This is a genomic window from Streptomyces sp. NPDC088910 (assembly GCF_044749865.1).
Taxonomy (GTDB): domain Bacteria; phylum Actinomycetota; class Actinomycetes; order Streptomycetales; family Streptomycetaceae; genus Actinacidiphila.
Genome location: NZ_JBIVIV010000023.1, coordinates 1 through 25,201 on the forward strand (window position 1 = coordinate 1; position 25,201 = coordinate 25,201).

At 71.2% G+C, this 25,201-nt stretch carries 22 protein-coding genes; 3 read left to right on the plus strand and 19 right to left on the minus strand.

Features of this window, described 5'->3' with window-relative positions:
* Positions 1 to 195 precede the first annotated feature (195 nt).
* The 5 genes from ACIP4Z_RS34495 to ACIP4Z_RS34515 all read right to left on the minus strand — a co-directional run bounded on the left by ACIP4Z_RS34495 (position 196) and on the right by ACIP4Z_RS34515 (position 6,293).
* Positions 196 to 1,704 (minus strand): alpha-L-arabinofuranosidase C-terminal domain-containing protein, encoded by a 1,509-nt coding sequence (locus tag ACIP4Z_RS34495; RefSeq protein WP_391052198.1) that lies wholly within the window; start codon positions 1,702 to 1,704, stop codon positions 196 to 198.
* 142 nt (positions 1,705 to 1,846) lie between these two features.
* Positions 1,847 to 2,782 (minus strand): carbohydrate ABC transporter permease, encoded by a 936-nt coding sequence (locus tag ACIP4Z_RS34500; RefSeq protein ID WP_401314446.1) that lies wholly within the window; start codon positions 2,780 to 2,782, stop codon positions 1,847 to 1,849.
* Complete coding sequence (locus tag ACIP4Z_RS34505) at positions 2,772 to 3,689, minus strand: carbohydrate ABC transporter permease (protein WP_401314448.1); 918 nt, start codon at positions 3,687 to 3,689, stop codon at positions 2,772 to 2,774. Before ACIP4Z_RS34505 ends, ACIP4Z_RS34500 begins: the two co-directional genes overlap by 11 nt.
* Positions 3,690 to 3,694: 5 nt before the next feature.
* Positions 3,695 to 4,975, minus strand: a complete 1,281-nt coding sequence (locus ACIP4Z_RS34510) for an ABC transporter substrate-binding protein (RefSeq protein WP_401314450.1) — start codon at positions 4,973 to 4,975, stop codon at positions 3,695 to 3,697.
* Positions 4,976 to 5,249: 274 nt separating this feature from the next.
* Positions 5,250 to 6,293, minus strand: a complete 1,044-nt coding sequence (locus tag ACIP4Z_RS34515) for a LacI family DNA-binding transcriptional regulator (protein WP_355349695.1) — start codon at positions 6,291 to 6,293, stop codon at positions 5,250 to 5,252.
* A 293-nt stretch (positions 6,294 to 6,586) separates the two neighbouring features.
* On the opposite strand from ACIP4Z_RS34515, the gene ACIP4Z_RS34520 reads away from it, so the two are divergent.
* Positions 6,587 to 8,461 carry an arabinofuranosidase catalytic domain-containing protein gene (locus ACIP4Z_RS34520; protein ID WP_391052189.1) on the plus strand — a complete coding sequence of 625 codons (1,875 nt, stop codon included), beginning with the start codon at positions 6,587 to 6,589 and terminating at the stop codon, positions 8,459 to 8,461.
* A gap of 85 nt (positions 8,462 to 8,546) precedes the next feature.
* Here the strand turns inward: ACIP4Z_RS34520 and ACIP4Z_RS34525 are convergent, their stop codons facing one another.
* Complete coding sequence (locus ACIP4Z_RS34525; protein ID WP_401314453.1) at positions 8,547 to 10,868, minus strand: FUSC family protein; 2,322 nt, start codon at positions 10,866 to 10,868, stop codon at positions 8,547 to 8,549.
* Positions 10,869 to 11,175: 307 nt separating this feature from the next.
* On the opposite strand from ACIP4Z_RS34525, the gene ACIP4Z_RS34530 reads away from it, so the two are divergent.
* Positions 11,176 to 11,382, plus strand: a complete 207-nt coding sequence (locus ACIP4Z_RS34530; RefSeq protein ID WP_188280047.1) for a cold-shock protein — start codon at positions 11,176 to 11,178, stop codon at positions 11,380 to 11,382.
* Between the two features lie 138 nt (positions 11,383 to 11,520).
* Here the strand turns inward: ACIP4Z_RS34530 and ACIP4Z_RS34535 are convergent, their stop codons facing one another.
* The 11 genes from ACIP4Z_RS34535 to ACIP4Z_RS34585 form a co-directional block, all read right to left on the minus strand.
* Positions 11,521 to 12,852, minus strand: coding sequence for an ammonium transporter (locus tag ACIP4Z_RS34535; RefSeq protein WP_401314455.1), 1,332 nt, complete (start codon positions 12,850 to 12,852; stop codon positions 11,521 to 11,523).
* 79 nt (positions 12,853 to 12,931) lie between these two features.
* Complete coding sequence (locus ACIP4Z_RS34540) at positions 12,932 to 14,287, minus strand: ammonium transporter (RefSeq protein WP_401314457.1); 1,356 nt, start codon at positions 14,285 to 14,287, stop codon at positions 12,932 to 12,934.
* A gap of 78 nt (positions 14,288 to 14,365) precedes the next feature.
* Entirely contained in the window at positions 14,366 to 15,430 is a 1,065-nt protein-coding gene (locus ACIP4Z_RS34545) for an urease accessory protein UreD (protein ID WP_401314459.1), read from the minus strand.
* On the minus strand, positions 15,427 to 16,056 hold the full coding sequence (gene ureG / locus ACIP4Z_RS34550; protein ID WP_355349715.1) for an urease accessory protein UreG: 630 nt from the start codon (positions 16,054 to 16,056) through the stop codon (positions 15,427 to 15,429). Before ureG ends, ACIP4Z_RS34545 begins: the two co-directional genes overlap by 4 nt.
* Before the next feature lie 80 nt (positions 16,057 to 16,136).
* Positions 16,137 to 16,835 carry an urease accessory protein UreF gene (locus ACIP4Z_RS34555; protein WP_401314522.1) on the minus strand — a complete coding sequence of 233 codons (699 nt, stop codon included), beginning with the start codon at positions 16,833 to 16,835 and terminating at the stop codon, positions 16,137 to 16,139.
* Positions 16,836 to 16,909: 74 nt separating this feature from the next.
* Positions 16,910 to 18,634 (minus strand): urease subunit alpha, encoded by a 1,725-nt coding sequence (gene ureC / locus ACIP4Z_RS34560; RefSeq protein ID WP_355349718.1) that lies wholly within the window; start codon positions 18,632 to 18,634, stop codon positions 16,910 to 16,912.
* Positions 18,634 to 19,101, minus strand: coding sequence for an urease subunit beta (locus tag ACIP4Z_RS34565; RefSeq protein ID WP_355349721.1), 468 nt, complete (start codon positions 19,099 to 19,101; stop codon positions 18,634 to 18,636). The genes ureC and ACIP4Z_RS34565 overlap by 1 nt, the downstream gene beginning before the upstream one ends.
* A 43-nt stretch (positions 19,102 to 19,144) precedes the next feature.
* Positions 19,145 to 19,990 (minus strand): sirohydrochlorin chelatase, encoded by an 846-nt coding sequence (locus tag ACIP4Z_RS34570; RefSeq protein WP_401314462.1) that lies wholly within the window; start codon positions 19,988 to 19,990, stop codon positions 19,145 to 19,147.
* Positions 19,987 to 20,292: an urease subunit gamma gene (locus tag ACIP4Z_RS34575; protein ID WP_355349727.1), complete on the minus strand. Its 306-nt coding sequence runs from the start codon at positions 20,290 to 20,292 to the stop codon at positions 19,987 to 19,989. The genes ACIP4Z_RS34570 and ACIP4Z_RS34575 overlap by 4 nt, the downstream gene beginning before the upstream one ends.
* A 120-nt stretch (positions 20,293 to 20,412) precedes the next feature.
* Positions 20,413 to 21,402 (minus strand): urea transporter, encoded by a 990-nt coding sequence (locus ACIP4Z_RS34580; protein WP_401314464.1) that lies wholly within the window; start codon positions 21,400 to 21,402, stop codon positions 20,413 to 20,415.
* A gap of 606 nt (positions 21,403 to 22,008) precedes the next feature.
* Positions 22,009 to 22,542: a TerD family protein gene (locus ACIP4Z_RS34585; protein ID WP_355349733.1), complete on the minus strand. Its 534-nt coding sequence runs from the start codon at positions 22,540 to 22,542 to the stop codon at positions 22,009 to 22,011.
* A gap of 364 nt (positions 22,543 to 22,906) precedes the next feature.
* Between ACIP4Z_RS34585 and ACIP4Z_RS34590 the strand changes: the two genes are divergently transcribed.
* Positions 22,907 to 23,770 carry a GH25 family lysozyme gene (locus ACIP4Z_RS34590; RefSeq protein ID WP_401314466.1) on the plus strand — a complete coding sequence of 288 codons (864 nt, stop codon included), beginning with the start codon at positions 22,907 to 22,909 and terminating at the stop codon, positions 23,768 to 23,770.
* A gap of 143 nt (positions 23,771 to 23,913) precedes the next feature.
* Here ACIP4Z_RS34590 and ACIP4Z_RS34595 read toward each other — a convergent pair whose 3' ends face one another.
* The gene (locus tag ACIP4Z_RS34595; RefSeq protein WP_355349739.1) at positions 23,914 to 24,168 is read right to left on the minus strand and encodes a hypothetical protein; all 255 of its coding nucleotides are present in this window, start codon (positions 24,166 to 24,168) and stop codon (positions 23,914 to 23,916) included.
* Between the two features lie 102 nt (positions 24,169 to 24,270).
* The gene (locus ACIP4Z_RS34600; protein ID WP_355349769.1) at positions 24,271 to 25,077 is read right to left on the minus strand and encodes a VOC family protein; all 807 of its coding nucleotides are present in this window, start codon (positions 25,075 to 25,077) and stop codon (positions 24,271 to 24,273) included.
* Positions 25,078 to 25,201 lie beyond the last annotated feature (124 nt).

A 25,201-nucleotide genomic window follows, 5' to 3' on the forward strand; every position in this document is an offset into this window, starting at 1 on the left:
GGGCCCCTGGGGCGGCCGGGCCCCCCCCCCGGGGGGGGGGGGGGGGGGGGGGGGGGGCCCCCCCCCCCCCCCCCCGGGGGGGGGGGGGGGGGGGGGGCCCCCCCGGGGGCCCCCGCGCGCGGCATATCCGGCCTACGGGTCGAAACGGCTCCGGGGTACGGGCGGCGCGGGGCAGGAGGCAGAGGGTCCGGTGGATCAGCTCGTGATCGGCGCCGTCCGGATCATCGTCCAGGAGACCGGCGGAAGCTCGGCGGACAGACCGTTGGCGTCCACGAAGTGCCGGGTGCTGGAGCGCGGCTCGACGCGGCCGGGTGCCGTCCTGGAATTCGTGGCGAGCAGGTCCTGGCCGCCGAGGACGACGTGTTCGACCACGTCGTGCTCGGCGCCGGCCATCCGCAGCCGCAAGGTGGCCGCCTGGGTGTCGTCCCGGTTGACGGCGAAGATCGTCGTCTCGCCGGTCTCGGGGTCGCGGGTGGCGGTGACGTCGACGGCGGCGACGTCACCGAGCGTCGTGGAGTGCAGGACGGGTGAGTCCGGCTCGACGCGCAGGACCTCGCCGCGGGCGTGCCGGGCGGTGAGGGCGAAGGGGTAGAAGATGGTCTGCCGCCAGGCCCCGGTGTCGGGTTCGGTGCGGATGGGCGCGATGACGTTGACGAGCTGCGCGAGGCAGGCGATGGTCACCCGGTCGCTGTGCCGGAGCAGGCTCATCAGGAGGTTGCCGAGGACGACGGCGTCCTCGACGGTGTACTCGTCCTCGATCAGCCGGGGCGCCCGGGCCCATTCGAGGTTGTCCTGGCCCTCGAACCGGCTCTCGTACCAGAGATTCCACTCGTCGAAGGAGAGCTGGAGCTTGCGGCGGGAGCGCTTCTTGGCGGCGATGTGGTCGCAGGTGGCGACGACCCCCTCGATGAAGGTGTCCATGACCTGCGCGGAGGCGAGGAAGCCCACGCGGTCGTCGCCGTGCTGCTCGAAGTACGCGTGCAGCGAGATGTAGTCGACCACGTCGTACGCCTCGTCCAGGACATCGGCCTCCCAGGAGCCGAAGGTCGGCATCCGTTCGTTGGAGCTGCCGCAGGCGACGAGTTCGACGGACGGGTCGATCCGGCGCATGGCCTTCCCGGTCTCGGCGGCCAGGCGGCCGTACTCGGTGCCGGTCTTCTGGCCGACCTGCCAGGGGCCGTCCATCTCGTTGCCCAGGCACCAGGTCTTGATGCGGTGCGGTTCGCGGACGCCGTGGGCGATGCGCAGGTCGGAGTAGCGGGTGCCGCCGGGGAAGTTGGCGTATTCGAGCAGATTGCAGGCGTCCTCGACGCCGCGGGTGCCGAGGTTGACGGCCATGATCGGTTCGACGTCGGTCTGTCTGGCCCAGGCCATGAACTCGTTGAGCCCGAAGGTGTTGGGTTCGAGCGAGCGCCAGGCCAGGTCGAGGGCGACCTGGCGCTCGTCGCGGGGGCCGACGCCGTCCTCCCAGCGGTAGCCGGACACGAAGTTGCCGCCGGGGTAGCGGACGGCGCTCACGCCGAGTTCGCGGGTGAGCTTGATGACGTCGAGCCGCAGGCCGTCGGCGTCCGACTCGGGGTGGCCGGGTTCGTATATGCCTCCGTAGACGCAGCGGCCCATGTGTTCGACGAAGGAGCCGAACAGGCGCGGCGGAACCGGGGCGATGACGAAGGCGGGGTCGATGGTCGCGGTGCAGGTGAGCACTCCGGTCTCCGGTTTCTCTGTGATGTCTCAGCGAAATGGGCATGGCGGAAATAGGGCGGGCGGAAGGAGCAGTACGGCGTGGCGGGGGGATGGCGGGGCGGCCGCGGGCGCGGAAAGGCGGCGGGGAATCGGCCGGGCGGCGCTATTTGATTCCCGTGGTCGCGATGCCCTGCACGAAGAAGCGCTGGAGGACGAGGAAGGCGATGGCCAGGGGACTCAGGGAGATCGCGGCGCCCGCCATGAGCGCGGCGTGGTCCACACCCGACTGACTGGAGAACAGCGTCAGGGCCGCGGGCAGCGTCTGCATGTCGACGTTGTTCGTCACGACCAGCGGCCACAGGAAGTCGTTCCACAGCGCGGCGAACTGGATGATGAACAGCGAGGCGAGGGCCGGTTTGGCGTTGGGCAGGATGATCCGCCAGTAGACCGTGAAGTCGTTGGCCCCGTCGATCCTGGCCGCGTCGTCCAGTTCGCGCGGCAACTGCATGAAGAACTGGCGGAGCAGGAAGATGCCCAGCGCGCTGGTCGCGCGGGGAATGATCAGGCCCTGGTACGAATTGAGCCAGCCGAGGTGGAACAGCGTCAGGAAGACCGGCACGAGGGTGACCTGGAAAGGCACCATCAGCGTGGCCAGGATCAGCAGGAACACCACGTTCTTGCCCCGGAAGCGCAGCCTGGCCAGCGCGAACGCGGTCATCGAGTCGAACAGCAGGAGGAGCACGGTCGTGCCGCCCGCGAAGACGAACGTGTTGAGCACGAGCTTGCCGAACGGGAGTTGGCCGAGCACCGCGCGGACGCCGTGCAGGGTCCAGTCCCGCGGGATCAGCCGGGCGGGGTCGGCGTACAGGTCGGCGTTGGTCCTGAAGGCGACGCCGAGCATCCAGACGAACGGGATGATCATCGCGACCGCGCCGACGGTGACGGCCGCCCAGGACAGGACCGTGCCGCACCTGGCGCCGTACCGGACGGCGACCTTGGCCGCGGGCCACAGGCGTACCGGCCCGGTCGGCCGGGGGCCGTTCCCGTACGGGCTCGCGCCGCCCTTGGCGGGGCGCGGCCGGAGTGTGTCAGTCGGCATCGCGGAACCTCGACAGACGCAGTTGGAGTGCGGAGATCGCCAGGATGATCACGAAGAGAATCCAGGCGACGGCGCTGGCGTAGCCCATCTGGAATTCCACGAAACCCTTCTGGTACAGGTACATCACGACGGATTCCGTGTGGAAGATCGGCCCTCCGCTGGTCATGGAAAAGACCAGGTCGAACAGTTGCAGCCCGGTGACCGTGGCGATCAGCGTGGTGAACAGCAGTGCCGGGCGCAGCGCGGGCAGGGTCACATGGCGGAATCGCTGCCACGCGCCCGCGCCGTCGAGCGCCGCCGCCTCGTACAGGTCGGGCGGGATCTGCTGCATACCGGCGAGCAGCACGATCATGGTGAATCCGACGTTCTTCCAGATGCCCACGACAATGACGGTGGGCAGCGCCAGCGAGGTGGATTGCAGCCATTCGGGAGGCGTGACGCCGACTCCGGAGAGCCAGGCGTCGACCAGGCCGACCTGCGGGTCGAGCAGGAATTTCCAGACGATGCCGCTCACCACGAGCGAGGCGATGAAAGGGAAGAAATACGCGGTGCGCAGCAGCGCCGAATACCAGGTCGTCCTGCGCAGCCGGGAGGCGATGGCCAGCGCGATCAGCACTTGTCCGACGGAGACGGCGGCGGTGTAGATCACCGTGACGCGCAGCGCGTTCCAGAACCGCGAATCGTGGTAGAGCGCCGTGTAGTTGTCGCGACCCACGAATTTATGGCGGGCCTCGCCGACGGTCCAGTCGTGCAGGCTCATCCAGCCGGACTGGACGATCGGCTCCGCGATGAACACCCCGATGAGCAGGACGCTCGGCAGGATGAACAGATAGGCGCTGTTGATACGGGGCCTGCGCCGCCGTACGGGTGCGGGCTTCCCGGCGGAGGGGAAGGGTGTGCTCGACATGAGGGCTACTTCTTGCAGCCGGTGAGCGAATTGATCGCCTTGGCGGCCGAGTCGGCGGCGGACTGGACGTCGGCGCCGCGTTCGATCTTCTGGATCAGCGGGACGTAGACGTCGCTGTCGATGCGGGTCGAGTTCTGCTGGCCCGCGAGGTAGAGCTTGGCGTGCGGCAGCGCGGCGGCGAACTGCGCGACGGTGGGATCGCCCTTGACGGCGCCGCCGAGGTCGGTGCGGGCGGGCGGGAAGCCGGAGACCTTCGAGAACTGCGTCTGGGCGGCCTTGCCGGTGTACCAGGCGAGGAATTCCTTGGCCTCGGCCTGGTGCTTGGAGGTGCGGGCGATCATCAGCGGGACCGTCGAGGCCAGTGTCACCGGGCCCGCGGAGCCGACCGGGACCTGGGCGATGCCGAGGTCGACGCCCGCGGACGTGAAGCCCGCGGCGGCCCACGGGCCGTTGATCTCCATCGCGGCCTTCTTGGCGGAGAACAGCGTGTCGGCGTCCGCGCCCGCCTGGCCGACCGGGCTGATGTGGTCCTGGCTGACCAGACGGCTCCAGCGGGTCAGCGCCTGGACGCTGGCGGGGCTGTTGACGACGGCGCAGTTGTCGGGGCCGACGATGTCGCCGCCGCTCATCCACTGGAGGATCGGCCACATCTGGATCGTGTTGTTGTCGGCGAGCGAGAGGCCGTACTGGCTGGGCTTGCCGCCCGATCCCTTGGTGAGCTTCTTGGCGTCGGCGATGAACTCGTCCTCGGTGGCGGGCGGCCGGCTGATGCCCGCGGCGGCGAACATCGCCTTGTTGTAATAGAGCACGAGCGTGGCCATGTTGGCGGGTACCGCGTAGAGCTTGCCGTCGACGGTGAAGGCGGACTTCACGGCGGCGGGGAAGGCGGCGGAGTCGATCTGTCCGGTGCCGGCGCCGACCGCGGGGTCGAGCGGCAGCACCGAGTTGGTCTTGATGTAGGTGAAGATCGCGCCCGGGTCGGAGCTGGGGGTCGCCAGGTCGGGGCCCTGGCCGGTGGCCCAGGAGGCGGGCAGCTTCTGACCGATGGTGGCCCAGGGTTCGGCCGTCATCGTGACCTGGATCTTGGGGTGGCCGGCGTTGAACTCCTTGATCAGCGCCTGGTACGAGGGGGCGTCGGGGCCGGTGAAACCGGTGAGCATGGTCAGCTTGACCACGCCGCCGGAGGTACCGCCGCCCGCGCCGTTGTCGCCGCAGCCGGCGAGGAGGAGTGAGACCGTGGTGGCGGCGGCGAGTGCCGCGGCCGTTCTCCCGAATCTTACGTACATACCGATCGTTCCATTCCGTTCGGTGCCCCGTCGCTGCGGGGTCGGAGGGTCGATGTGGCTGTCTCCTTCTGCGCACCGCCCGTCCGGGGGCGCGCACCGCCCGTCTCCGGGCGTCAATCACCCGTCCGCGGGCGTGCGTCAGCCGCGTGCGGGTGTGAACCACCCGTCACCGGGCGCGTACCGCCGGTCCTGGGCGTGAACCGCCCGTCCGGGCGGGGGTGTTGGGTACGGCGTTGGCCTTCGGCCGTCGCCGGTGGCTGGGCGGGGCGGTCGGTCAGCCGGGGTGGCTTCCGCAGGACTCCCGGATCACGAGGTCGAACGGCAGCACGGTGTGGACCGGGTCGGGTGCGGTCCCGTCCACCAGGTCGAAGAGGATGGCCGCGGCCTTCTGGCCGAGCGATTCGGCGGGGACGTGGACGGTGGTGATCCCCGGCGTGGTGAGCCGGGAGACGCCGAAGTCGTCGTATCCGGCGAGCGCGATGTCCTGCGGTATGCGCAGCCCGCGGGAGCGGATCTCCAGCATCGCGCCGTAGGCCATCTCGTCGTTGGCGGCGAAGATCGCCTGGACGTCGGACATGCTGTCCAGCACCTGCCGTGCGGCGAGCCTGCCGGATTCCTCGCTGAAGTCGCCGACGGCCAGGGTGTGGGTGCAGGGCCGTCCCGAATCGGCGAGCGCGGTGCGGAAGCCCTCGTAACGGTCCACCGCGGTCTGGTGGTTGAGCGGTCCGCTGATGTGGGCGATACGGGTCAGCCCGTGGTCCTCCACCAGGTGGCGGGTGATGGCCGCGGCGCCCGCGATCTCGTCCACCCCGACGCTCACCGCGTGCGGCAGGTGGACGAACCGCCCGATGAGGACCACCGGCAGCGCGGAGTCCACCATGCGGTTGACGTTGGGGTCGCTGATCGAGGCCGAGGCGACGATCGCACCTGACGCGGCCTGCGAGCGCAGCACCCGCTCGTACGCCGCGACGCCGTGGGTCTCGTCGGGGTTGGTCGACACCATGAGCGCGGCGTCGCGGGTGTTGGCCTCCGCGGTCACCCCCACCAGCAGGTGCATGAAGTAGGGGTGGCCGAAGACGTGCTGACCGGTGTTGGGCACGACGACCGCGATGGAGGTCGAACGGCCCGCCCGCAGCGCCCGCCCCGCGGAGTTCGGGACGTAGCCGAGCTTGGCCGAGGCGGCCCGTACCGCCTCCTTGGTCGTCTCGCTGATCCGCGGATGGTTCGACAGCGCCATCGAGGCGGCGCTCTGCGAGATCCCGACCGCCGTCGCGACGTCCTTGAGCGTGACGGTGGCGCGCTTGTCCGCCGACGCCATATGGCACCCCTCTCAGCAAGAAGCCACCGCCTGAAGCAGGCAACCACCGTCGGGAAGATACCGGCCGGATGTGGTGCGCCAAGGGTTGCTCTAACGATTCAGCGCCTCGGACGCTAAGTCACGCCGAACCGCTCGTCAAGCCTTCGGGACAAGATTGTCCGGGCTTATGACCGCAGGTTCCGAGGGTTGACGGGCACTACGAGACGCCTCTAGCTTCGAAGTCGCTGAATCGTATGAGCAGTTCGCATCTCTCACCGTGTTCCGTGCCATCCCCCCACGGAGAAAGGTCGACGATGACCGCTTCGACGACGACCGCTCGCGACCACCGACCATCCGCACGCCACCTGTTGAGGCGCTTACGCGGCGTCCTGCTCGCCCTGGGCGCGACCTTGACCCTGACCCTCGGCCTGCTGGTCGGCGTCACCGGTCCCGCGCACGCCGCCGCGAACCAGCCGTGCGACATCTACGGCAACGCGGGCACCCCCTGCGTGGGCGCCTTCAGTACGGTCAGGGCGCTGTACGGCTCGTACAACGGCGGCCTATACCAGGTCACCCGCGTGCGGGACGACGCCGCCCTCGACATCGGGCCGACCGGGACCGGCGGCTACGCGAACGCCGGTGCGCAGAACGCCTTCTGCAACGGCGCGGTGTGCGTCATCACCAAGATCTACGACCAGTCGCCGCGCCACAACGACCTGACCATCGAGGGTTCGGGCACCGCCGGGGCCGCCGATGTCGGCGCCCTGGCGAACGCGCTGCACGTCACGGTGGCGGGGCACTCCGTCTACGGCGTCTATGTGCCGCCGGGCGTCGGGTACCGCCATGCCGTCGGCTCGGGTGTCGCCGTCAACGGGCAGGCCGAGGGGATATACATGGTGACCAGCGGCACCCATGTCAACCGCGACTGCTGCTTCGACTTCGGCAATGTCGAGGCGATCCCGAACGACACGGGCGCCGGTCACATGGACGCGCTCAACATGTCGTTGGCCCGCGCGTGCAGCCCCTGTTCCGGCGACGGTCCGTGGGTGCAGGCCGACCTGGAGAACGGCATCTTCCAGGCGGACACCAACGCCCACAGCGTCAACGGCGGCAATGCGAGCCCCTTCGTCACGGCCGTGCTGAAGAACAACGGCCAGACGTCCTTCGCTCTCAAGGGCGGGAATTCGCAGTCCGGCGGGCTCACGACCTGGTGGAACGGCGCGCTGCCACCGGGCTACGCGCCGATGAGGCAGGAGGGCTCCATCGTGCTCGGCACCGGCGGCGACAACAGCAACCGCGCGGTCGGGTCGTTCTTCGAGGGCGTCATGACCTCCGGCTATCCCACCGACGCGGCGGACAACGCCGTACAGGCGAACGTGGTGGCGGCCGGCTACGCGGGCGACACGGCCGGGGTCGCTCCGGCGACGGTCGCCGCGCCCGGCGGGAAGTGCGTGGACGTGACCGGGGACGACGTCGCGAACAAGGGCGTCGCCGTCCAGCTCTGGGACTGCCAGAGCGGCGCCGCAGATCAGCACTGGGTGCACGAGCCCGACAGTTCGCTGCGGACCCTGGGCCGCTGCATGGACATCAACGGCAACGGCACCGCGAACAACACGCAGGTCGAACTCTGGGACTGCAACGGGGTCGGCGGGCAGAAGTGGGTGCAGCGGGCCGACGGCTCGCTGTTCAACCCGCAGTCCGGCCGCTGCCTGGACGCCACCGACGGCGCGACCGCCAACGGCACCCGCCTCCAGATCCACGACTGCAACGGCACGGCCGCCCAGGTCTTCACCGTCAACGGCGGATCGATGATCGCCGGGCCCGGCGCGAAGTGCCTGGACATCACGGGCGACGACATCGGCGGCAATCTGTCCGCGGCGCAGTTGTGGGACTGCCAGTCCTACGCCCGCGACCAGCACTGGGTGCACACGTCCACGAACCGGCTCACCACGCTCGGCCGCTGCCTGGACATCGCGGGCAACGCCACCGCGCAGGACTCGTTGGTGGAGCTGTACGACTGCGACACCGCGGTGGGCGGCCAGGTGTGGGTCCAGCGGTCCGACGGATCGCTGCTCAATCCCCAGTCCGGGCGCTGCCTGGACTCCCCGGACGGCGCCACCGCCAACGGCGCCCGCCTGCGGATCCACGACTGCAACGGCACGGCCGCGCAGAAGTTCGCCCTGAACTGACCGCGGCGGCGCCGAGGCCCGGTGGTGCGGGAGCGTGAGCCCCGTACCACCGGGCCCTGGCTGCCAAGGCTCACGCGCGACCGATTCAGGCCGCCCGGCGGCTGCCGGTCCTGCCGGCCGGCGTCTCGACCGTGACGCCGAGTGGCCGGGCCAGGCCCGCCACGCCCTCGTCCAGCCGCTGGAGGTGGCGCAGCACGCGGAAGGTGACGGAGCCCGAGCGCGGTACGGCGGAGCCGGTGCCCTCCAGCATGGAGGCGATGCTGGGCTCGGTCCGGATCGCGCCCTGCGCCGTCCCGTCCGCTGCCGTCGTACCGTCCTTGGCCCTGCCCTTCCCGCCCTTGTCGTCCTTGATCTCCTCCACATGGGCGATGAGCACGTCGAGGTTGTGCTCCAGGCGTACGCCGACGGCCGTCAGCCGGGGGTCGGCGGCGATGCTCTTGCTGTACGGGACCAGTTCGGCGGTCGCCGCGAGCGAGCGCGCGTGGTAGGCGCAGGTCTCCAGCAGGGCGACCAGATAGCGGGCGGTGCGCCTGCGGCCCCGCAGCGGGGTGATCGGGTGGGTCAGCGGGTGGGTGGAGCGGCGCAGGTCGTCCAGCGCGGTGTCCAGTTCGCGGGCCAGGTCCAGCAGGTCGACGGCCGGGCCGCCGCTGAGCTGGGCGACGGCGGCGGTGGCCACGTCGCGGAGCTTGGCCAGGACGGTGACCAGTTGCTCGTCGGTGCGCAGATCGGTGCGGACCGGGAAGATCAGCACGGCCGCGATGACCCCGCAGGCGGCGCCGAGCGCGGTCTCCTCGATGCGCAGTACGAGCACCGAGACGCTGTACGTGTGCAGCAGGCTGTAGAGCAGGCCGAGCATCGCGGTGACGAAGAACGACATCAGCGCGTACGACACCGGGGCGGTGAAGAACATCGCGAAGATCAGCACCAGGACGAGGGTGAACGCCGTCCAGGTGTGGTTGCCGACGGCCCCGGCGAGCAGCACACCGGCCACCACGCCGCACACCGTGCCGATCAGCCGCCGGTAGCCCTTGACCAGGATCTCGCCGGTCGAGGAGGTGTTGAGGAAGACCACCCAGCAGGTCAGGACCGCCCAGTACCAGCGCTGCGTGGACAGGAACTCGCCGCCGAGGATGGCCAGCGCGGACCCCGCGGAGACCTGGACGGCGGCGCGGGTCGTGCGGCGCTTGAGGCCGGTACGGTCCTGCTCGCTCTCGCCCTCCCCCGCCAGCGCCAGGTCCTCGGCCTCGAACTCCTCGCGGGAGCGGATCGTCTCGGGTGTGTCGTCGGACTCGTCGCCCGGCCCGTCGAGCGCCAGCCGCAGGCCGAGGACGGCGCGCGCGGCCTCGCCGATGCCGCGGAAGGCGTCCTGGACGGCGAGCGAGGCGCGCGGCAGATTCTCGTCGTCGCGGTAGGCCAGCAGGCGGTTGCGCACCTGGGTGACGGCGGTGCCGGGGTCGTCGGTGCCCAGCCGGGTCACCAGCAGGTGCAGCGCCCGCAGCTCGGCGCGCAGCTTGCGCAGCGCGTCGTCCTCGTCGTCGGTGCGGCGCGCGGGTGCGGGCAGCGGCGCGTTCGGCAGGTGGAGCGTCAGGGTGTCGGCGCGTTCGGCGCTGCGGGCGGTGAGCAGCAGCAGGCCGAGGCGTTCGACGGCGATCTCGGCGTCCGCGACCCGGCGTTGCAGCAGAGCGGCGGTGGCCTCGTCGTCGGTGCCCACCTCCAGCGCGCTCTGGATCATCAGGGCGGCCTCGTGCAGCCGGGCGACGTCCTTGCGCAGGTCGCCGATGACGCTCTCCAGCCGGTCGGAGTCGGCTTCGAGGAGGTCGATCTGGGTGGCGACGAGCTGGGCGGTTCTGGCCCGGAACGCCTGGCGCAGCCGCCCCAGGGTGCGTTCCGGGGTCTCGGGGACGAGCGCGAAGCGCATGACGGCGCTGCACGCGAAGGCGACGGCCAACGAGAGGTAGAGCGACGGCAGACCGGCGCCGGTGGCGTGGACGAACAGGGAGAGGAAGTAGATCTGGAAGCCGATCATGCCGAGCGCGGTGCCGCGTTCGCCGAAGCGGCGGGCGTAGGCGGCGCCGAAGATCAGCAGGATGAAGGCGAGGTCGCCGATGACGATGTGCGGGTTGAGCAGTGCGCCGAGCGACACCGAGGCGAAGGCGGTGGGCAGCCCGAGGGCGAGGGTGACGGCCTGGTCGCGTACCCGCTTCTCGCGGATGGCGAAGGTGGAGACCATGGCGGCCATGGCGCCCGCGACCATATGGGTCACGGAGATGTGCAGCAGGGACAGGATCAGCAGGGCGAGACCGATCGAGCCGACCGTCCGCAGTCCCGCCATCAGCCGCAGCAGGCCGGGGTCGGAGGCCGAGTAGCGGTCCCAGACCCTGTGGCGGATCCTCCGTGCCGTTCTCATCGTGCCGCCGCGTTCCCTCGTCAAGATCGGATCCCGACCCAGCATCCCACGAGCGTGCCCGGCCGGTGCGACCGCCCACCCCCGGACGGGTCAGTGTTGCTCCGGATGACGGGTCGGTCGAGGGCCGGTTTCCGGCCGCGGCGCGGCGCATGTTCGCCCTCCGCGGTCATCCGCGCGATCGGCGTGCATGCGGCGCGCCGCGATGGGGTACGTACGGCTGCGGGTGCCCGTAGGCGGGCGTCCACAGGCCACGGATCCACCAGGTTCCGCGACCGGTGCAGACCACAGACGCAGAGGACTCACACGCATGGCCAACGGCACGGTGAAGTGGTTCAACTCCGAGAAGGGCTTCGGGTTCATCGCCCAGGAAGGCGGAGGCCCCGATGTCTTCGCCCACTACTCCAACATCCAGGGCAACGGATACCGGGAGCTGACCGAAGGCGAGCCCGTCACCTTCGACGTCACCCAGGGCCAGAAGGGTCCGCAGGCGGAGAACATCGTCCGCGCGGGCTGAGCCGTACACGGTCCTCCGGGTCCGGGTCCGCCGTCATGGCGGGCCCGGACCCGTCCGTTTGCGGGCGACCGCCACGTTTGTGACGCATCCAATGCGATGCCATGGGTCCGGCCCCCCGCGCGGCGGTCCGTACGAAGGTCAGTTCCGCTCGTGGGAGGCGAGCAGAGTGCGCAGTTGGGCGATGAGATGACTGGGGTCGTTGTCGTCCGTCGGGGCGGCGGGACCGCGCAACGTGTCGGTGACGTCCTGGAGTTGGCTGGCGACGTCCGTGTCGTACGCCTGCTCGTGCTCCACGATGCCGCCGGGCTGGCGCAGCCCGACGGTCTTGTCGACGACCTTGCCGATGACGGCGGTCATGGTGAAGGAGAACAGTCCCAGGACGAGGACGGCGACGAGCTGGTCGCCGAGCAGCCCCCACGAGCCGCCGTAGAACAGGCCCTTCTTGCCGGTGACCGCGCCGGTCGCGGCCAGGCCGGCCATCAGCATGCCGAACAGGCCGCCCCAGCCGTGGATGCCGACGACGTCCAAGGTGTCGTCCACGCCGAGCCGGTACTTCCAGCTCACCGCGAAGGCGCAGGTCAGCCCGGCGAGGAAGCCGATGACGGTGGCCCATACCGGGCTGACCCCGGCGGCCAGCGGCGTCATGGACACCAGGCCGGTGACCGCGCCCATGGAGATGTCGAGCAGGGTGACGCGCCGGTTGTGCCAGTAGCTGGTCGCGGCCCAGCCGATCATGGCCGCGCCCGCCGCGAACTGGGTGTTCACGAACGCCATGGTGGTGCTGGCGGGCCCGTTCAGATAGGAACCGGCGTTGAAGCCGAACCAGCCGAACCACATCAGGGCCAGGCCGATCACGACCAGCGGCAGATTGTGCGGACGGATCGGCTGGCGCTCGAAGTCCTCGCGCTTGCCCGCGACGATGGCCAGGGCGAGACCCGCGGCGCCCGAGCTGAGTTCGACCACGGTGCCGCCGGAGAAGTCGACGGCGCCGACCTCCTTGGCGACCCAGCCGTCGCTGTCGAACACCCAGTGCGCCATGGGCACGTACACCAGCAGCGTCCAGGCGCAGACGAAGGCCGTCCAGCCGCGCATCGTGGCGCGCCCGGCCACCGATCCGCTGATCAGGGCCACGGTGACGATGGCGAAGCTCATGTGGAAGACGGAGTGGATCACGGTGGGCACGTCACCGGTCGCGCTGTTGAGGGAGATGCCGCGCAGGAAGGCGTGGTCGAGGGTGCCGATCATGCCCAGCCCCTCGGCGTCGGGACCGAAGGCGAGCGAGTAGCCGACCGCCCACCAGATCAGCGTGACGACGGCGACGCAGGCGAAGCACATCTTGAGCATGGCGATGATCTGACTGGTCCTGACCATGCCGCCGTAGAAGAAGGCGAGTCCCGGGGCCATCAGCAGGACCATGGCCGTGGCCATCATCAGCCAGGCGGTGTTGCCGGAGTCGAAGTGCTGGTTCATGACAGGTCCTCACACGGACGGCCGGGCGTGGCCGCTGATTCGGGTACGAGTACGGCTGCGGAGGGGTACGCGGGCGCGGTCATCGGTCGCGCTCGCGTCGTTCCAGGACGTCGAGGATCTTGTTGACGCGGGCCATGTCGTCGTCCGGGGCCGCCGCGGCGCCCACCCGCGCCGGGTGGCGCGGCTCGTCCAGCCGGGCCCTGACCTCGTCCAGCGTCGCGTTGTCGTACGCGATCTCCTCGTCTCGGCCCGGCACGTCCTCGTACTCCGCCTCGGTACGGAAGCCGACCGTGCGGTTGACGGCCTGGGCGATGAGCCAGGTGACGACGAAGGAGAACGAGCCGCAGGCCAGCACGGCGACGATCTGGCGCCAGAGCAGATCGAGACCGCCGCCGTAGAACAGGCCCTCGCGCCCGCTCATCGCCGAGGTGGCGAACAGGCCGATGGACACCGTGCCGACGATGCCGCCCCAACCGTGCACGCCGACCACGTCCAGGGTGTCGTCCACGCCGATCTTGAACTTGAGGTTGATGGCGAAGGCGCACACCACACCCGCGGCGAAGCCGATGCACACCGCGCCCAGCGGCGACACCTCACCGCAGGACGGCGTGATGGCGACCATGCCCGCGACGGCCGCGGAGGTGACGCCGAGCATGTCCACGCTGCCCAGCCGCCACTTCTCGATCAGCGGCCAGCCGATCATGGCCGCGCAGGCGGCGAGTTGGGTGTTGAGGAAGGCGGTGGGCGCGGCGCCCGCCACGTGCAGCGCGGATCCCGCGTTGAAGCCGAACCAGCCGAACCACAGCAGGGCCAGGCCGATCACGACCAGCGGCAGATTGTGCGGGCGCACCGGCTGGCGCTCGAAGTCCTTGCGCTTGCGCAGCACGATGGCCGCGGCCAGGCCCGCCGCGCCGGAGTTGAGTTCGACGACGAGGCCGCCCGCGAAGTCCAGCGCCCTCAGATGCGCGGACACCCAGCCGTCGGGGGCGAACACCCAGTGCGCCAGCGGTACGTAGACCAGCAGGGTCCAGGCGGCCACGAAGACCAGCCAGCCGCGCATAGTGGCGCGGCCCGCGATGGAACCGCTGATCAGCGCGACGGTGATGATGGCGAACGACATCTGGAAGCAGGAGAACAGCAGCGTGGGGACGCTGCCGTGCAGGTCGGTCATGGTGACGCCGCGCAGGAAGGCGTGGTCGAGGTTGCCGAGCAGGCCCGCGCCGAGGTCGGGGCCGAAGGCGAGGGTGTAGCCGACCGCCAGCCACAGCACGGTCACCAGGGCCAGGCAGACGAAGCTCATCTTGAGCATCACCAGCACGTGCTGGGTGCGGACCATGCCGCCGTAGAAGAAGGCCAGGCCGGGTGTCATCAGCAGCACCATCGCGGTGCTCGCCAGGAGCCAGGCGGTGTCGCCCGTGTTGGCGGTGGCGGCCATGAGCAAGGGAAACTCCTGTGAACGTACGGCGATCGGTCGAGGTCGGCGCCGTTGTCGTCGTCGGCGGGCGTGCGGGGGTCAGGGCTTGCGCATCGCGGGCGCGGGTACGCCGATCAGCAGCCTGCGTACGGCGTCCCACGCGAGACGCAGCGCGCTCGCGGCGGTCCGCGGGTCGTCGGTGAGCAGCCGCAGCCAGGCCCCGCTGTCGCCGGGCAGCACGCTCACGCCGAAGAGCGCCGGGCTGTCGGCGAGGGCCTCGTGCAGGGTGTCGGCGACGGCCGCGGCCGGTGCGCGCGCGGTGACGACGTAGAAGGTGGACACGATGTCGTGGCCGCCGAGGACGGCCAGGCCGGTCACCGGGGCAGCGCCCGGTTCGAGCCGCATGGCGTCCACGGCGAGGAGCGCGCCGTCGGGGCGCCGGATCTCGACGTCGGAGGCGAAGACCTCGTAGGCGTGGCGCTCGTCGCGCGCCAGGCGGCCCGCGTAGAGCGTCTCCGCGGCCAGGACGGTCGCGGTGGCGTCGGCGGTGACGGTGGTGCGCTGGTAGTAACGGGCCCCGGCGTAGGGGATCGTCGGGTCCGGCAGGTACTCGACGTAGGAGTCGGCTCCGGCGTCGACGGCGACCTGCTGGGTCGCGTAGTCGAACTCCATGCGGTGGACCCTGGTGGCCGTCTGCGTGGTGAGGTGGGTGGCCGCGCCCGGTCCGCAGGTGACGTCGATACGGAGCCGGTCGCCTTGCAGGATGCCGCCGCCGGTCGACATCACCTGTGTGATGGGCAGGTCGGGCCTGGCCGGGTCGTAGTAGAGCGGCCGCATGATCTGGAGCGGGGTCTTCTGGAAGTGGCCGGTCAGTTCCGTCCGTTCGGCGCGGCGCTCGAAGGTCAGCTCCAGCAGCCCGACCTTTCCCGCGTGACCGACCGGCAGGGTGTCGGGCACGGCCGCGTGCCGGCGGACCTCCCGGGGGACGCGCGCGGGCTCGTAGTGCGCCGGGTCCAGCCGGGCGGGGCCCGACGGCGCGGCGGCCCGGTCGTCGGAGCCCTTGGTACGCACCGGGTGCTCGGGGCCGTCCGGTTCGGCCACCCGTACGGCCGGCGACGGCGCTTGCCGCGGCGCCCGGGCACGAGCGGCGCCGGTGAGGCTCATACGGCGGCGACCTTGCGGTACGTCTCCAGGAAGGTGGCGATCTCCTCAAGACCCTGCCCGCTCAGGCAGTTGGTGAGGATGACCGGCGCGCCGTCGCGTACCCGGTGCGCGTCGGCCTCCATCACCGACAGGTCGCACCGCACGTACTGGGCGATGTCGATCTTGTTGATGACCAGCAGGTCCGACTCGGTGATGCCGGGACCGCGCTTGCGGGGCATCTTCTCGCCCTCGGCGGTGTCCAGCACGAACAGGAAGAGGTCGACCAGGACCGGGCTGAAGGTGAGGGTGAGGTTGTCGCCGCCGGACTCGAAGAGCAGCGTGTCCACGTCGGGGAAACGGTCCAGCAGTTCCGCGCCCGCCGCCAGGTTCATCGTCGGGTCGTCGCGCACCGCCGTGTGGGGGCACGCTCCGGTCTCCACGCCCACCACCCGCTCGGGGTCGAGCACGCCTTCCAGGGTCCGCCGGACGTGCTGGGCGTCCTCCTGGGTGTAGATGTCGTTGGTGACGACGGCGGGCCGGTGCCCGCGGCTGGTGAGGATCGGCACCAGGGCCTCGATCAGCGCCGTCTTGCCCGATCCCACCGGGCCCGCGATGCCGACGCGCAGGACGTGGCGTTCGTTGTGCATGGGGTGCTGCCTTCCGTCGCTGAATGTGTGTGTCGTGGTGGGGTCCGGCCGTGCGGCCGGAGTCAGGACATGACGTAACGTCAGGTCATGAACAGCCGGGCCTGAGCGCGTTCGTGGCGGCCCGACATGACGTCGGCCATCGGTACGCAGCCCCCGAGATCGGCCAACTCCGCGGTGAGGGCCCGCCCGACGACCTCCTCGATCACCGGCGCCGTCGCCCGCAGGACGACCTGGGCCCGTACGTGGTCGGTCAGGCGCAGCCGGAGCGCCGCGCCGACGAAGCTGACCGCGAGCGCGAACAGGTCGCCGGTCACCGCCTGTTCCGCGTCCACCCCGGCGGCGGCGTAGACAGCGCCCGCGACCGCCGCCTGCGCCCCCGGCGCACCGCCGCCCGCCACGAGCGCCGCGTAGCGCTCCAGGACGGGTCCGCCGATCACGGTGCCCGCGATGTCGAGGAGTTGGCGCCCGACGCGGGTGGAGGCCACCCGCGTCTCGCGGTTGAGCTTGGCCGCGTGCAACCGCTGGTCGACCCGCGCGACCAGGTCCCAGTCCCCCGCGCACACCGCCCGGTGAGTGAGCACCAGGGCCGTGGCGTCGCAGGGACCGATCCCGTGGCGCAGCAGATCGGCGAGCAGCCCCGGCACGTCGGCCGCCGTCACGGCCTTGGCCTGGGCGAAGCCCTCCAGGCTGTGCGAGAGGGTGTAGAAGCCGCTGGGGAAGGCCGAGTCGGTCAGCTGGAGGCTGACCAGCAGCGCCCCCAGCCGCCCCGGCCGCCCCATGACGGAGTCGGCCGGAGCGTGCGGGGCGGCCGGAGCGTGCGCGTCGTTCGAGGCGTACGCGCCGTTCGAAGACGTCATGCCAGGAAGAACAGTTGGGTGAGCGGCAGTTCGCGGGCGGGGTCGATGGTCGTGGGGACTCCGTCCAGCGTCACCTTGTACGTCTCGGGGTCGACGGTGATCTTCGGCAGGGAGTTGTTGCGGACCATGTGCTGCTTGCCCACCGAGCGGCAGTGCCGTACCGGCAGAATCCTGCTCTCCAGGCCGAGCCGCTCCGGGACACCGCCCGCGATGCCCGCCTGGGACATGAACGAGACCCGGGTGGCCTGCTTGGCGCGGCCCTTCGCGCCGAACATCGGCCGGTAGTAGACCGGTTGCGGGGTGGGCAGCGAGGAGTTGGGGTCGCCCATCTGCGCCCAGTTGACCAGGCCGCCCTTGATGACCATCTTCGGCTTGGCCGCGAAGGCGTTGATCGGCCACAGCACGATGTCCGCGAGCTTGCCCGCCTCCAGCGACCCGATGTGCTCGGCCATGCCCGCCGCGATGGCCGGGTTGATCGTCATCTTCGCGAGGTAGCGCAGCACGCGCAGGTTGTCGTTGCGCTCGCTGTCGCCGTCGAGCTTGCCGCGCTGGTCCTTGCAGTGATGGGCGGTCTGGAAGGCGCGGGTGAAGGACTCGCCGACCCGGCCCATGGCCTGGGAGTCGGAGGAGAAGATGGAGATGACGCCCTCGTCGTGCAGCACCGTCTCGGCCGCGATCGTCTCCGCCCTGACCCGCGAGTCGGCGACGGACACGTCCTCGGGGATGTCGTGGCTGAGGTGATGGCAGACCATCACCATGTCCAGCAGCTCGTCCACCGAGTTCACCGTGTACGGCAGGGTCGGGTTGGTGGACGACGGCAGGACGTTGGGCTCACCGGCGATCCGCATGATGTCCGGGGCGTGCCCGCCGCCGGCGCCCTCGGTGTGGAAGGTGTGGATCGTACGGCCGTCGATCGCGGACAGGGTGTCCTCGAAGAACCCGGACTCGTTGAACGAGTCGGTGTGGATGGCCACTTGCACGTCGTACTCGTCGGCGACCCGTAGCGCGGTGTCGATCACGGCCGGGGTGGTGCCCCAGTCCTCGTGCACCTTCAGACCGCACACCCCGGCCTCGACCTGCTCCACCAGCGCGTCGGGCTGCGAGCCGTTGCCCTTGCCCAACAGCCCGATGTTGACCGGCAGATCCTCGGCCGCCTGGTACATCCGGCCGATGTTCCACGGGCCCGGCGTGCAGGTCGTGCCGTTGGTGCCGTCGGTGGGTCCGGTGCCGCCGCCCACCAGCGTGGTGATCCCGTTGCTCAGCGCCGCCTCGGCCTGCTGCGGGGAGACGAAGTGGATGTGCGTGTCGATGCCGCCGGCCGTCGCGATCAGGTGCTCGCCGGAGATGACCTCGGTGCCGGGACCGATGGTCAGCAGGGGGTGGACGCCGTTCTGGGTGTGCGGGTTGCCGGACTTGCCGACCGCCGCGATGAAGCCGTCCTTGACGCCGATGTCGCCCTTGACCACGCCCAGCACCGGGTCCAGCACGACCACGTTGGTGATGACCAGGTCCAACGCGCCCTGGGCGGCGGTGGCCTGCGGGTCCTGGGCCATGCCGTCACGGATGCTCTTGCCGCCGCCGTAGACGGCCTCGTCGCCGTAGAGGCCCTCGTTGAAGTCCTTCTCGACCTCGACGACGAGGTTGGTGTCGGCGAGGTGGAAGCGGTCGCCGACGGTCGGGCCGTACAGGTCCGTGTACTGCTTGCGCGGGAGCGTCGCCATCACCGGTCACCCTTCGTCTTGTTCTTCGCGCTCTTCGCGCCCTTGTCGTTCTTCGCGGCGCCGTCGGCGGCGGCGCTCTTGCCCGCGCCGCCCGCGGTGTCCCCCGTCGCGCCCTTGAACCCCAGGGCGACGGCGCGGGCTTCGGCGGCGATCCGGGTGGTGGCCGAGTTCAGGCCGCCGTTGACGAGACCGCTGAAGCCGACCAGCCGCCGGTGGCCGCCGAATTCGGTCAGCGTCACCTCCCGTGAGTCGCCGGGCTCGAAGCGCACCGAGGTGCCCGCGGGGATGTCCAGGTGCATTCCGTACGCGGCCTCGCGGTCGAACTCCAGGGCCCGGTTGGCCTCGAAGAAGTGGTAGTGCGAGCCGACCTGGACCCCGCGGTCACCGGTGTTCGACACGGTGACCGTGGCCGTGGCGCGGCCGGCGTTGATCTCGACGGGATCATCGCCGTACAAGTAATTCGGCATGGCTGGTCTCTCTTTCTCGCGGGAACGGCGGCAACCGGTCGGTTCAGTGCGGGAGATGGGCGTGCGGGTGGCTGTGGGTGTGCGCGCCCGGTGCGGATGGTGCGGAGGTGTCCGCGTGCGTGTGGGCGAAGCCGTGGCCGTGTTCGGCGTCCAGGCCCGCGGCGACGCCGTCGTCGCCGTGCGCCAGCCGGTGCAGGGCCTCGGTGCGGCGGGCCGCGACGACCCCCTCGACGGCCGCCCGGCTCAGCAGCGGGCCGCCGTCGACCGTGCCCGCGACCGGCGGGGACGACGTGGCGGGCGGCCCGAACCCGGCCGACAGCAGCAGCACGTCCTCGGCGCCGAGCCGTCGGCAGCGCTCCACGCCCTGCGGCACATCGGGGTCGCCGTCGGTGAAGGCGACCTCGACCCAGCGGTGGCCGCCGTACTGGCGCACCAGCCGGGCCACCCGGAACAGTTCGGCGTCGGCGAACGGGTCGGCGGTGGGCGCGGTGACCAGGACGGCGGTAGCGTCCCCCGCGCCCCGGCCCGCGGCGGCGCGCAGCCAGCCGACCAGGTGGTCCTGGGTGCCGAAGGGCGCGCTCAGCACCGTACGTCCGCTGCCGCCGCCCTCCTGCGCCCAGCGCAGCGACCGCGCCGCCTCGGCGACCAGCGCGCGGTCGCGGCCCAGCGTCATCGGGATCACGCAGACCGGTGCGTCGCGCTCGGCGAGCAGGCGGGCGACCGCTTGGGTGAGGGGCGCGCCTGCCGGGACCACGGTGTACGTGTCCCCGGCGCCGCTCCCGGCCCACGGCGCGAGGTCGCGGGCGGCGGCGCTCTCGTGCCCGCCGACGAGCACCACGCTCGCGGCGGCGGCCGGGGTGCGCACAGTGACGGGGCTCGGCGCCGTCATGCCCCGACCGGGTCGTGACAGGACACCAGCTTGGTGCCGTCGACGAATCCGGCCTCCACCTGGAGCAGCGGCAGCATGTCGCGTACGCCCGGCATGACGTCACCGGCGGCGACGACCTGCTTGCCCAGCTCCATGCACTCCGCGACGGAGCGCCCGTCGCGCGCGGCCTCCAGGATGGCCTCGCTGATCAGCGCGCATGCCTCGCTGTAGTTCAGCTTCACACCGCGGTCACGGCGCTTGCGGGCCAGATCGGCCACCACGTAGATGAGGAGCTTGTCGACTTCGCGAGGGGCGAGGTTCATCCGTTCACTCTCTTCTTGGGCTCTTCGGCTCTTCGGTTGGGCTCTTCGGCTTCAGGGGTACGGACAGGGGGCGGGAGGTCGCCCGAGGGTGATCACGTGCGGGCGGTCACGTGCGGGCGGTCACGTGCGGCGCAGGCGCGGGATCGAGGGGACGGCGGCGACGAAGACCACGGCGGTCAGCACGAACGGCCAGGTGAGGGCGTGTCCGCCGAAAGGCGCGACGATGTTGTCGAGGGCGGCGGTCACCACCGTCGCCACCCCCGCGCCGCCGATGGCGTAGACCAGGCTCCAGGGACCGGGCGCGACGAACACCCCGCACAGCGCCATCGCCACCAGGACCGCGTTGTACCCCAGCAGCCCCTGGCCGACCTCGGCCGCCGGTGCGCCGAGCAGGACCGCGACGGCCAGCGCGGTCGCGCTCCCCACACACGCCATCGCCGCCGCCAGCCGGTTGGCCAGCGCGATGCCGATGAGGAACATCAGGCCGACGTACCACTGGGACATGAAGAAGATCTGGCCGAAGCTGGAGAGGAAGGCGTGCCAGGTCTGATCCCACGTGAGTGCGGTCCGGCCGCTCGCGGTCGCGGGCAGGGCGGCGAGGCTGTGCCCCTGGTGCCACGCCTTCTCGAATCCCGGCGCCCCGACGGTCATGACGGTGGTGACCAGGCAGAACGGAATGGTGAACGTCGGTACGTCCCAGGTCCCCAGCATGATCGCCAGGGCCGTCGTCACCACGACCACCAGGCTGGAGGCGAAGACGGCGAGCAGGAACGTCGACCAGTGGCCGGGGCCGAGGAAGACCGAGAAGCCGGTGCCGACCAGGCAGCCGTTGAACCCCCGCAGCCCCGCGCCGACCAGCGCGTGCTCGATGCCCAGCGCGTGGGCCGTCGCGGTGGCGACCGCCGCGCCCAGCAGCCCGTACACCCCGTGCTGCCAGCCCGAGACGAACAGCGCCGCGAGGAACACCGCCCCGCACAGCGCGCTCGGCATGAAGTCCACCTGCGCGATGCCGCGCAGCACCTCCATCCCGAACGACACCGGAGGGCGGTTCTCCAGACGCCCCAGCGTGCCGCCGCCGCTGCCATCGCTCGGTCCGGCCTTGTCGGACATGCAGATTTCCACGCCTTCGGTCAGAACGGCCGGGTGCGACCCGTGCGCCGTGCATCCGGACAAACGATCAGCACAGATCCGCCCACAAAAGGACGAATCGGTGTAATCAGACCAACATCACGGAAGCTAGCAGCGCCGGAGCCGCGCCCGGCGCCGACATGATGGCGTCTTCACCCATTCGGCGACTTATGTGATGACGTGTCCGCTGACCGGCGGCGCGTAATTTCCGCCCACAGGACGCCAGTTGCCGGTCCGCTCGCGCCGTCTCCGGGCGTGCGGACACCTCCCGCGATCCGCGGGCAGGCCGACGGCGCGCCCCGGCTCGTCGCGGATGAGCGGCGCGGGGCGCTCCGCACCGGCGTCCGGCCCCGGTCGCGGGGCCCGCCCCCGGCAACGCCCCGGACCAGCCAACGGGCGCGCGCCAGGAAGCAACGGCCGCTCTCTAGGGCGTGTCCGGCGGATCATGGGCGGTCCGGGCGGCGCCTGGCGCGTGCGAGCGCAAGGCGCCGGGACGGCCTCATAGCGGAGCTACTCGGGTATTCCGGCAACGCGGCGGGCGTGCGCGCCAGGGGTCGAAGGGGCCGTTCGTGATCCGCCGGACAGGCCCTAGGCGGCCCCGCCGCCCATCAGCCGTCCGAAGGCGGCCGGATCGGCGTCGTATCCGCGGACGTTCCGGTGGAACCGCCACTCCCCCGCGTCCCCGCGGGTGAATTCGGCGACGGTCGCGGCGGTGGCGTCGGCCACGTCGGCGAAGTCGTACTCCAGGAGGGCGTTGTATCCCTCCAGTAACCGGATGTCGGGGTTCGCCGCCTGGCCGAAGGTGAGCCGGCCGTCGCGCTGCTGGATGGCGACGCCCACCACGACGCGGCCGTACGAGGCCGACAGCCGGTCGAGTTCGATGGTCATGCTCTCGTCGGCGCCGAAGCCCTTGCCGGTCTTGCTGTCGCGGTTCAAGGTGATGGTGCCGTCGGGCGAGCGGCTGTCGAAGTACACGAGGTACGCGGGCTCGCCGTGCCGGTCGTCCGTGGCGAACGTCGCGGCGATCAGGTCGAGATCGGTGTCGGGCGAGCCCAACGGACTCGGATCCCACCGCAGTTGGACCTCGATCTTCCCGCTGCCCTTGTTGAGGCTGCTGCTCACCGGGTCTCCCCCTCCTTGGAACCGCGCCGACGTGCGAGACCGTACCGATCGTGCCGGAAGCGAACGTGCCGGATGCACGGGCCGCGTCGCCCGGTCGTCCGCGCCCCGGCCGTGGCCGCGTCGCCGACCGCCGGGGTCCATGCCTCGATTAACCACACCGCCGGGCGCGCTGTCCACACCGCCTCCGGCGGCGTCCTGCGTACTTTCACCGCCGGGGCGCGCCGCAGCTCCCGGCCCCGCGTACTGGCATAGACCAATGACGGTCACCGGAGCCCCTTCCGCCCCAGGGTTCTACGCGCGTAACCTCCTTCATTGTCATGGCCACACCACCAAGGAACCACCCCCCTCGCCCTTGGAGGCGCACATGGACAACGCCGGACACGACTCCCGGCGCGGGTCGGTGCCACGCCGCGCGCTCGCGGCGATCGGCACGCTGACCGCTCTCCTCGCCCTGTTCGTCGCGGCTCCCGGCGCGGCCACCGCGGCCTCCCCTTCCGGCGGCGGCAGCCCCATCGCACACCCCGAACTGGACTGGATGGGCTCGACCGTCGCGGCCCACGAGGGCCGGTCGAGCGGCGGCGGCGCGGTGACCCCGAACGCCGCCCAGACCCTCGGCTTCGACGTGAGCCACTACCAGGGCGCCGTCAACTGGGCGGGCGCGTACGCCAACGGCGCCCGGTTCGCCTATATGAAGGCCACCGAGGGCACGACCTTCCGTGACCCCAACTTCTCGGCGAACTACACGGGTTCGTACAACGCGGGCTTCATCCGGGGCGCCTACCACTTCGCGAACCCCAACGCCTCGACGGGCGCGGCCCAGGCCGACTACTTCGTCGCGCACGGCGGCGGCTGGTCCAAGGACGGCAAGACGCTGCCGCCCATGCTGGACATCGAGTACGGGCCGTCGTCCACCTGCTGGGGGCTGAGCCAGGCCGCGATGCGGACCTGGATCACGTCGTTCGTCAACGAGGTGCACGCCAAGACCACCCGCTGGGCGACGATCTACACCACGACCAACTGGTGGACGACCTGCACGGGCAACACCTCCGCCTACTCGGCCAACGACCCGCTGTTCATCGCGCGGTACGCCTCCAGCGTCGGCACCCTGCCGGCCGGCTGGCCGTTCTACACCTTCTGGCAGCACGCCGACTCCGGCGTCTTCCCCGGTGACCAGGACTACTTCAACGGGGCGCTGAGCGGACTGCGCAATCTCGCCAACAACACCTGAGCACACGACGCACGAGCGCACGACGTACGAGCGGGCGGCACCCGAGCGGGCACGACGGCGGCCCCGCGCCCACGGCAGGGAGGAACCGTGGGCGCGGGGCCGCCGCACGCGCGGACGCGGGCCGTCCGCGGACGGCCGCGACGTCAGTGGGAGCTGTGGTGGCCCTCGAACGCGTAGCCGCCACCGGCCTCGAAGCCACCGATCTCACCCTTGACGGTGGTGATCCCGTACGGGCCGCCGAGGTTGGTCTTCTCGAAGCCGGCGAAGCCGCCCGCGGTGTGGAAGCCGCCCATCCCGGCGTGACCGCCGTCGTGCGAGACGGCGGCAGCGGCCGGAACAGCCGACATGAGCCCGGCGGCGGAAACGGCGGCGACGGTGATGGCGATACGACGAAGCATGTCACTCTCCTGTGTGTTGGTGGGTGAGCCTTCACCGTGACCCGGTACCGCCCGGCCCGCACCTCGTCGCGCGCACACGGCTGACGGACGGCCCCGAACGGGCTACGTGACCTCCGGCGCGGTCAGCGTGAACAGTCCGCCGTCCGGGTCACGGACGACCGCCGACTCCCCCGCGGGGCCCGCGTGGTGCGCCACGACACCGCCGCCGTTGGCGCGGACCGCCCGCAGCGCGGCGGGCAGGTCGCGCAGGGTGAAGAAGACCTCCCAGTGCGGGCGCTCGACAGGGTCGGGCGCGGCCTGAACGGCGCCGCGGCCGAGCCGGGCCACGACCCGCCCCGCGCTGCGCAGCACCACCTCGTCGCCCTCGTACGCCACCTCGCAGGCGCCGGGCCGGTCGCTGGCCCACAGCAGCACCTCGCCGTAGAAGATGGCCGCCTCGAACGGGTCGGGGGTGCGCAGCCGCAGCCACACCGGCTGCTCGTCGCGCCAGCGCGGCCAGGATTCGGAGAGCAGGCCCTCCCAGATGCCGAAGACGGCGCCGTTGCGGTCGGCGGCCAGGGCCGCGCGGCCGGATTCGAAGGCGATCGGGCCGACGGCGACGGTGCCGCTGCGTTCCCTGATCCTGGCCGCGGTCTCGTCGGCGTCCTCGACCGCGAAGTACGGCGTCCAGGCGACGGGCACCTGCCAGGCGGAGGCCAGCTCGGCGATGCCCGCCACCGGCCTGCCGTCGTCCAGCGCGACGCTGAACCGGCCGCCCAGCTTCGTCCCGCGGTAGGTCCAGCCCAGGACCGCCGCGTAGAAGCGGTGGGTCGCGGCCAGGTCGCGCGAGGTCAGGCTGACCCAGCACGGCGCGCCGAAGACGGCGTCGCTGGATGTCGCGCCCGTCCCGGGGCGCGGGCTCTGGCGCATGGACACGGCAATCACCACCTGACGGGTTCGACGCGGGGCCGGACGCGTTCCCGCGGGCCGCCGGGTCGGCGGGGCGGATCGTCCTGGTCCGTCCCTCAGTGTGCCGTCGATGGGCCCGGACCTC

Bases quoted from the DNA above. Each gene is read 5' to 3' on its own strand.
- ACIP4Z_RS34500 (WP_401314446.1), bottom strand. From the start codon at position 2,782: ATGCCGACTGACACACTCCGGCCGCGCCCCGCCAAGGGCGGCGCGAGC.
- ACIP4Z_RS34505 (WP_401314448.1), bottom strand. From the start codon at position 3,689: ATGTCGAGCACACCCTTCCCCTCCGCCGGGAAGCCCGCACCCGTACGG.
- ACIP4Z_RS34510 (WP_401314450.1), bottom strand. From the start codon at position 4,975: ATGTACGTAAGATTCGGGAGAACGGCCGCGGCACTCGCCGCCGCCACC.
- ACIP4Z_RS34515 (WP_355349695.1), bottom strand. From the start codon at position 6,293: ATGGCGTCGGCGGACAAGCGCGCCACCGTCACGCTCAAGGACGTCGCG.
- ACIP4Z_RS34520 (WP_391052189.1), top strand. From the start codon at position 6,587: ATGACCGCTTCGACGACGACCGCTCGCGACCACCGACCATCCGCACGC.
- ACIP4Z_RS34525 (WP_401314453.1), bottom strand. From the start codon at position 10,868: ATGAGAACGGCACGGAGGATCCGCCACAGGGTCTGGGACCGCTACTCG.
- ACIP4Z_RS34530 (WP_188280047.1), top strand. From the start codon at position 11,176: ATGGCCAACGGCACGGTGAAGTGGTTCAACTCCGAGAAGGGCTTCGGG.
- ACIP4Z_RS34535 (WP_401314455.1), bottom strand. From the start codon at position 12,852: ATGAACCAGCACTTCGACTCCGGCAACACCGCCTGGCTGATGATGGCC.
- ACIP4Z_RS34540 (WP_401314457.1), bottom strand. From the start codon at position 14,287: ATGGCCGCCACCGCCAACACGGGCGACACCGCCTGGCTCCTGGCGAGC.
- ACIP4Z_RS34545 (WP_401314459.1), bottom strand. From the start codon at position 15,430: ATGAGCCTCACCGGCGCCGCTCGTGCCCGGGCGCCGCGGCAAGCGCCG.
- ureG (WP_355349715.1), bottom strand. From the start codon at position 16,056: ATGCACAACGAACGCCACGTCCTGCGCGTCGGCATCGCGGGCCCGGTG.
- ACIP4Z_RS34555 (WP_401314522.1), bottom strand. From the start codon at position 16,835: ATGGGGCGGCCGGGGCGGCTGGGGGCGCTGCTGGTCAGCCTCCAGCTG.
- ureC (WP_355349718.1), bottom strand. From the start codon at position 18,634: ATGGCGACGCTCCCGCGCAAGCAGTACACGGACCTGTACGGCCCGACC.
- ACIP4Z_RS34565 (WP_355349721.1), bottom strand. From the start codon at position 19,101: ATGCCGAATTACTTGTACGGCGATGATCCCGTCGAGATCAACGCCGGC.
- ACIP4Z_RS34570 (WP_401314462.1), bottom strand. From the start codon at position 19,990: ATGACGGCGCCGAGCCCCGTCACTGTGCGCACCCCGGCCGCCGCCGCG.
- ACIP4Z_RS34575 (WP_355349727.1), bottom strand. From the start codon at position 20,292: ATGAACCTCGCCCCTCGCGAAGTCGACAAGCTCCTCATCTACGTGGTG.
- ACIP4Z_RS34580 (WP_401314464.1), bottom strand. From the start codon at position 21,402: ATGTCCGACAAGGCCGGACCGAGCGATGGCAGCGGCGGCGGCACGCTG.
- ACIP4Z_RS34590 (WP_401314466.1), top strand. From the start codon at position 22,907: ATGGACAACGCCGGACACGACTCCCGGCGCGGGTCGGTGCCACGCCGC.
- ACIP4Z_RS34595 (WP_355349739.1), bottom strand. From the start codon at position 24,168: ATGCTTCGTCGTATCGCCATCACCGTCGCCGCCGTTTCCGCCGCCGGG.
- ACIP4Z_RS34600 (WP_355349769.1), bottom strand. From the start codon at position 25,077: ATGCGCCAGAGCCCGCGCCCCGGGACGGGCGCGACATCCAGCGACGCC.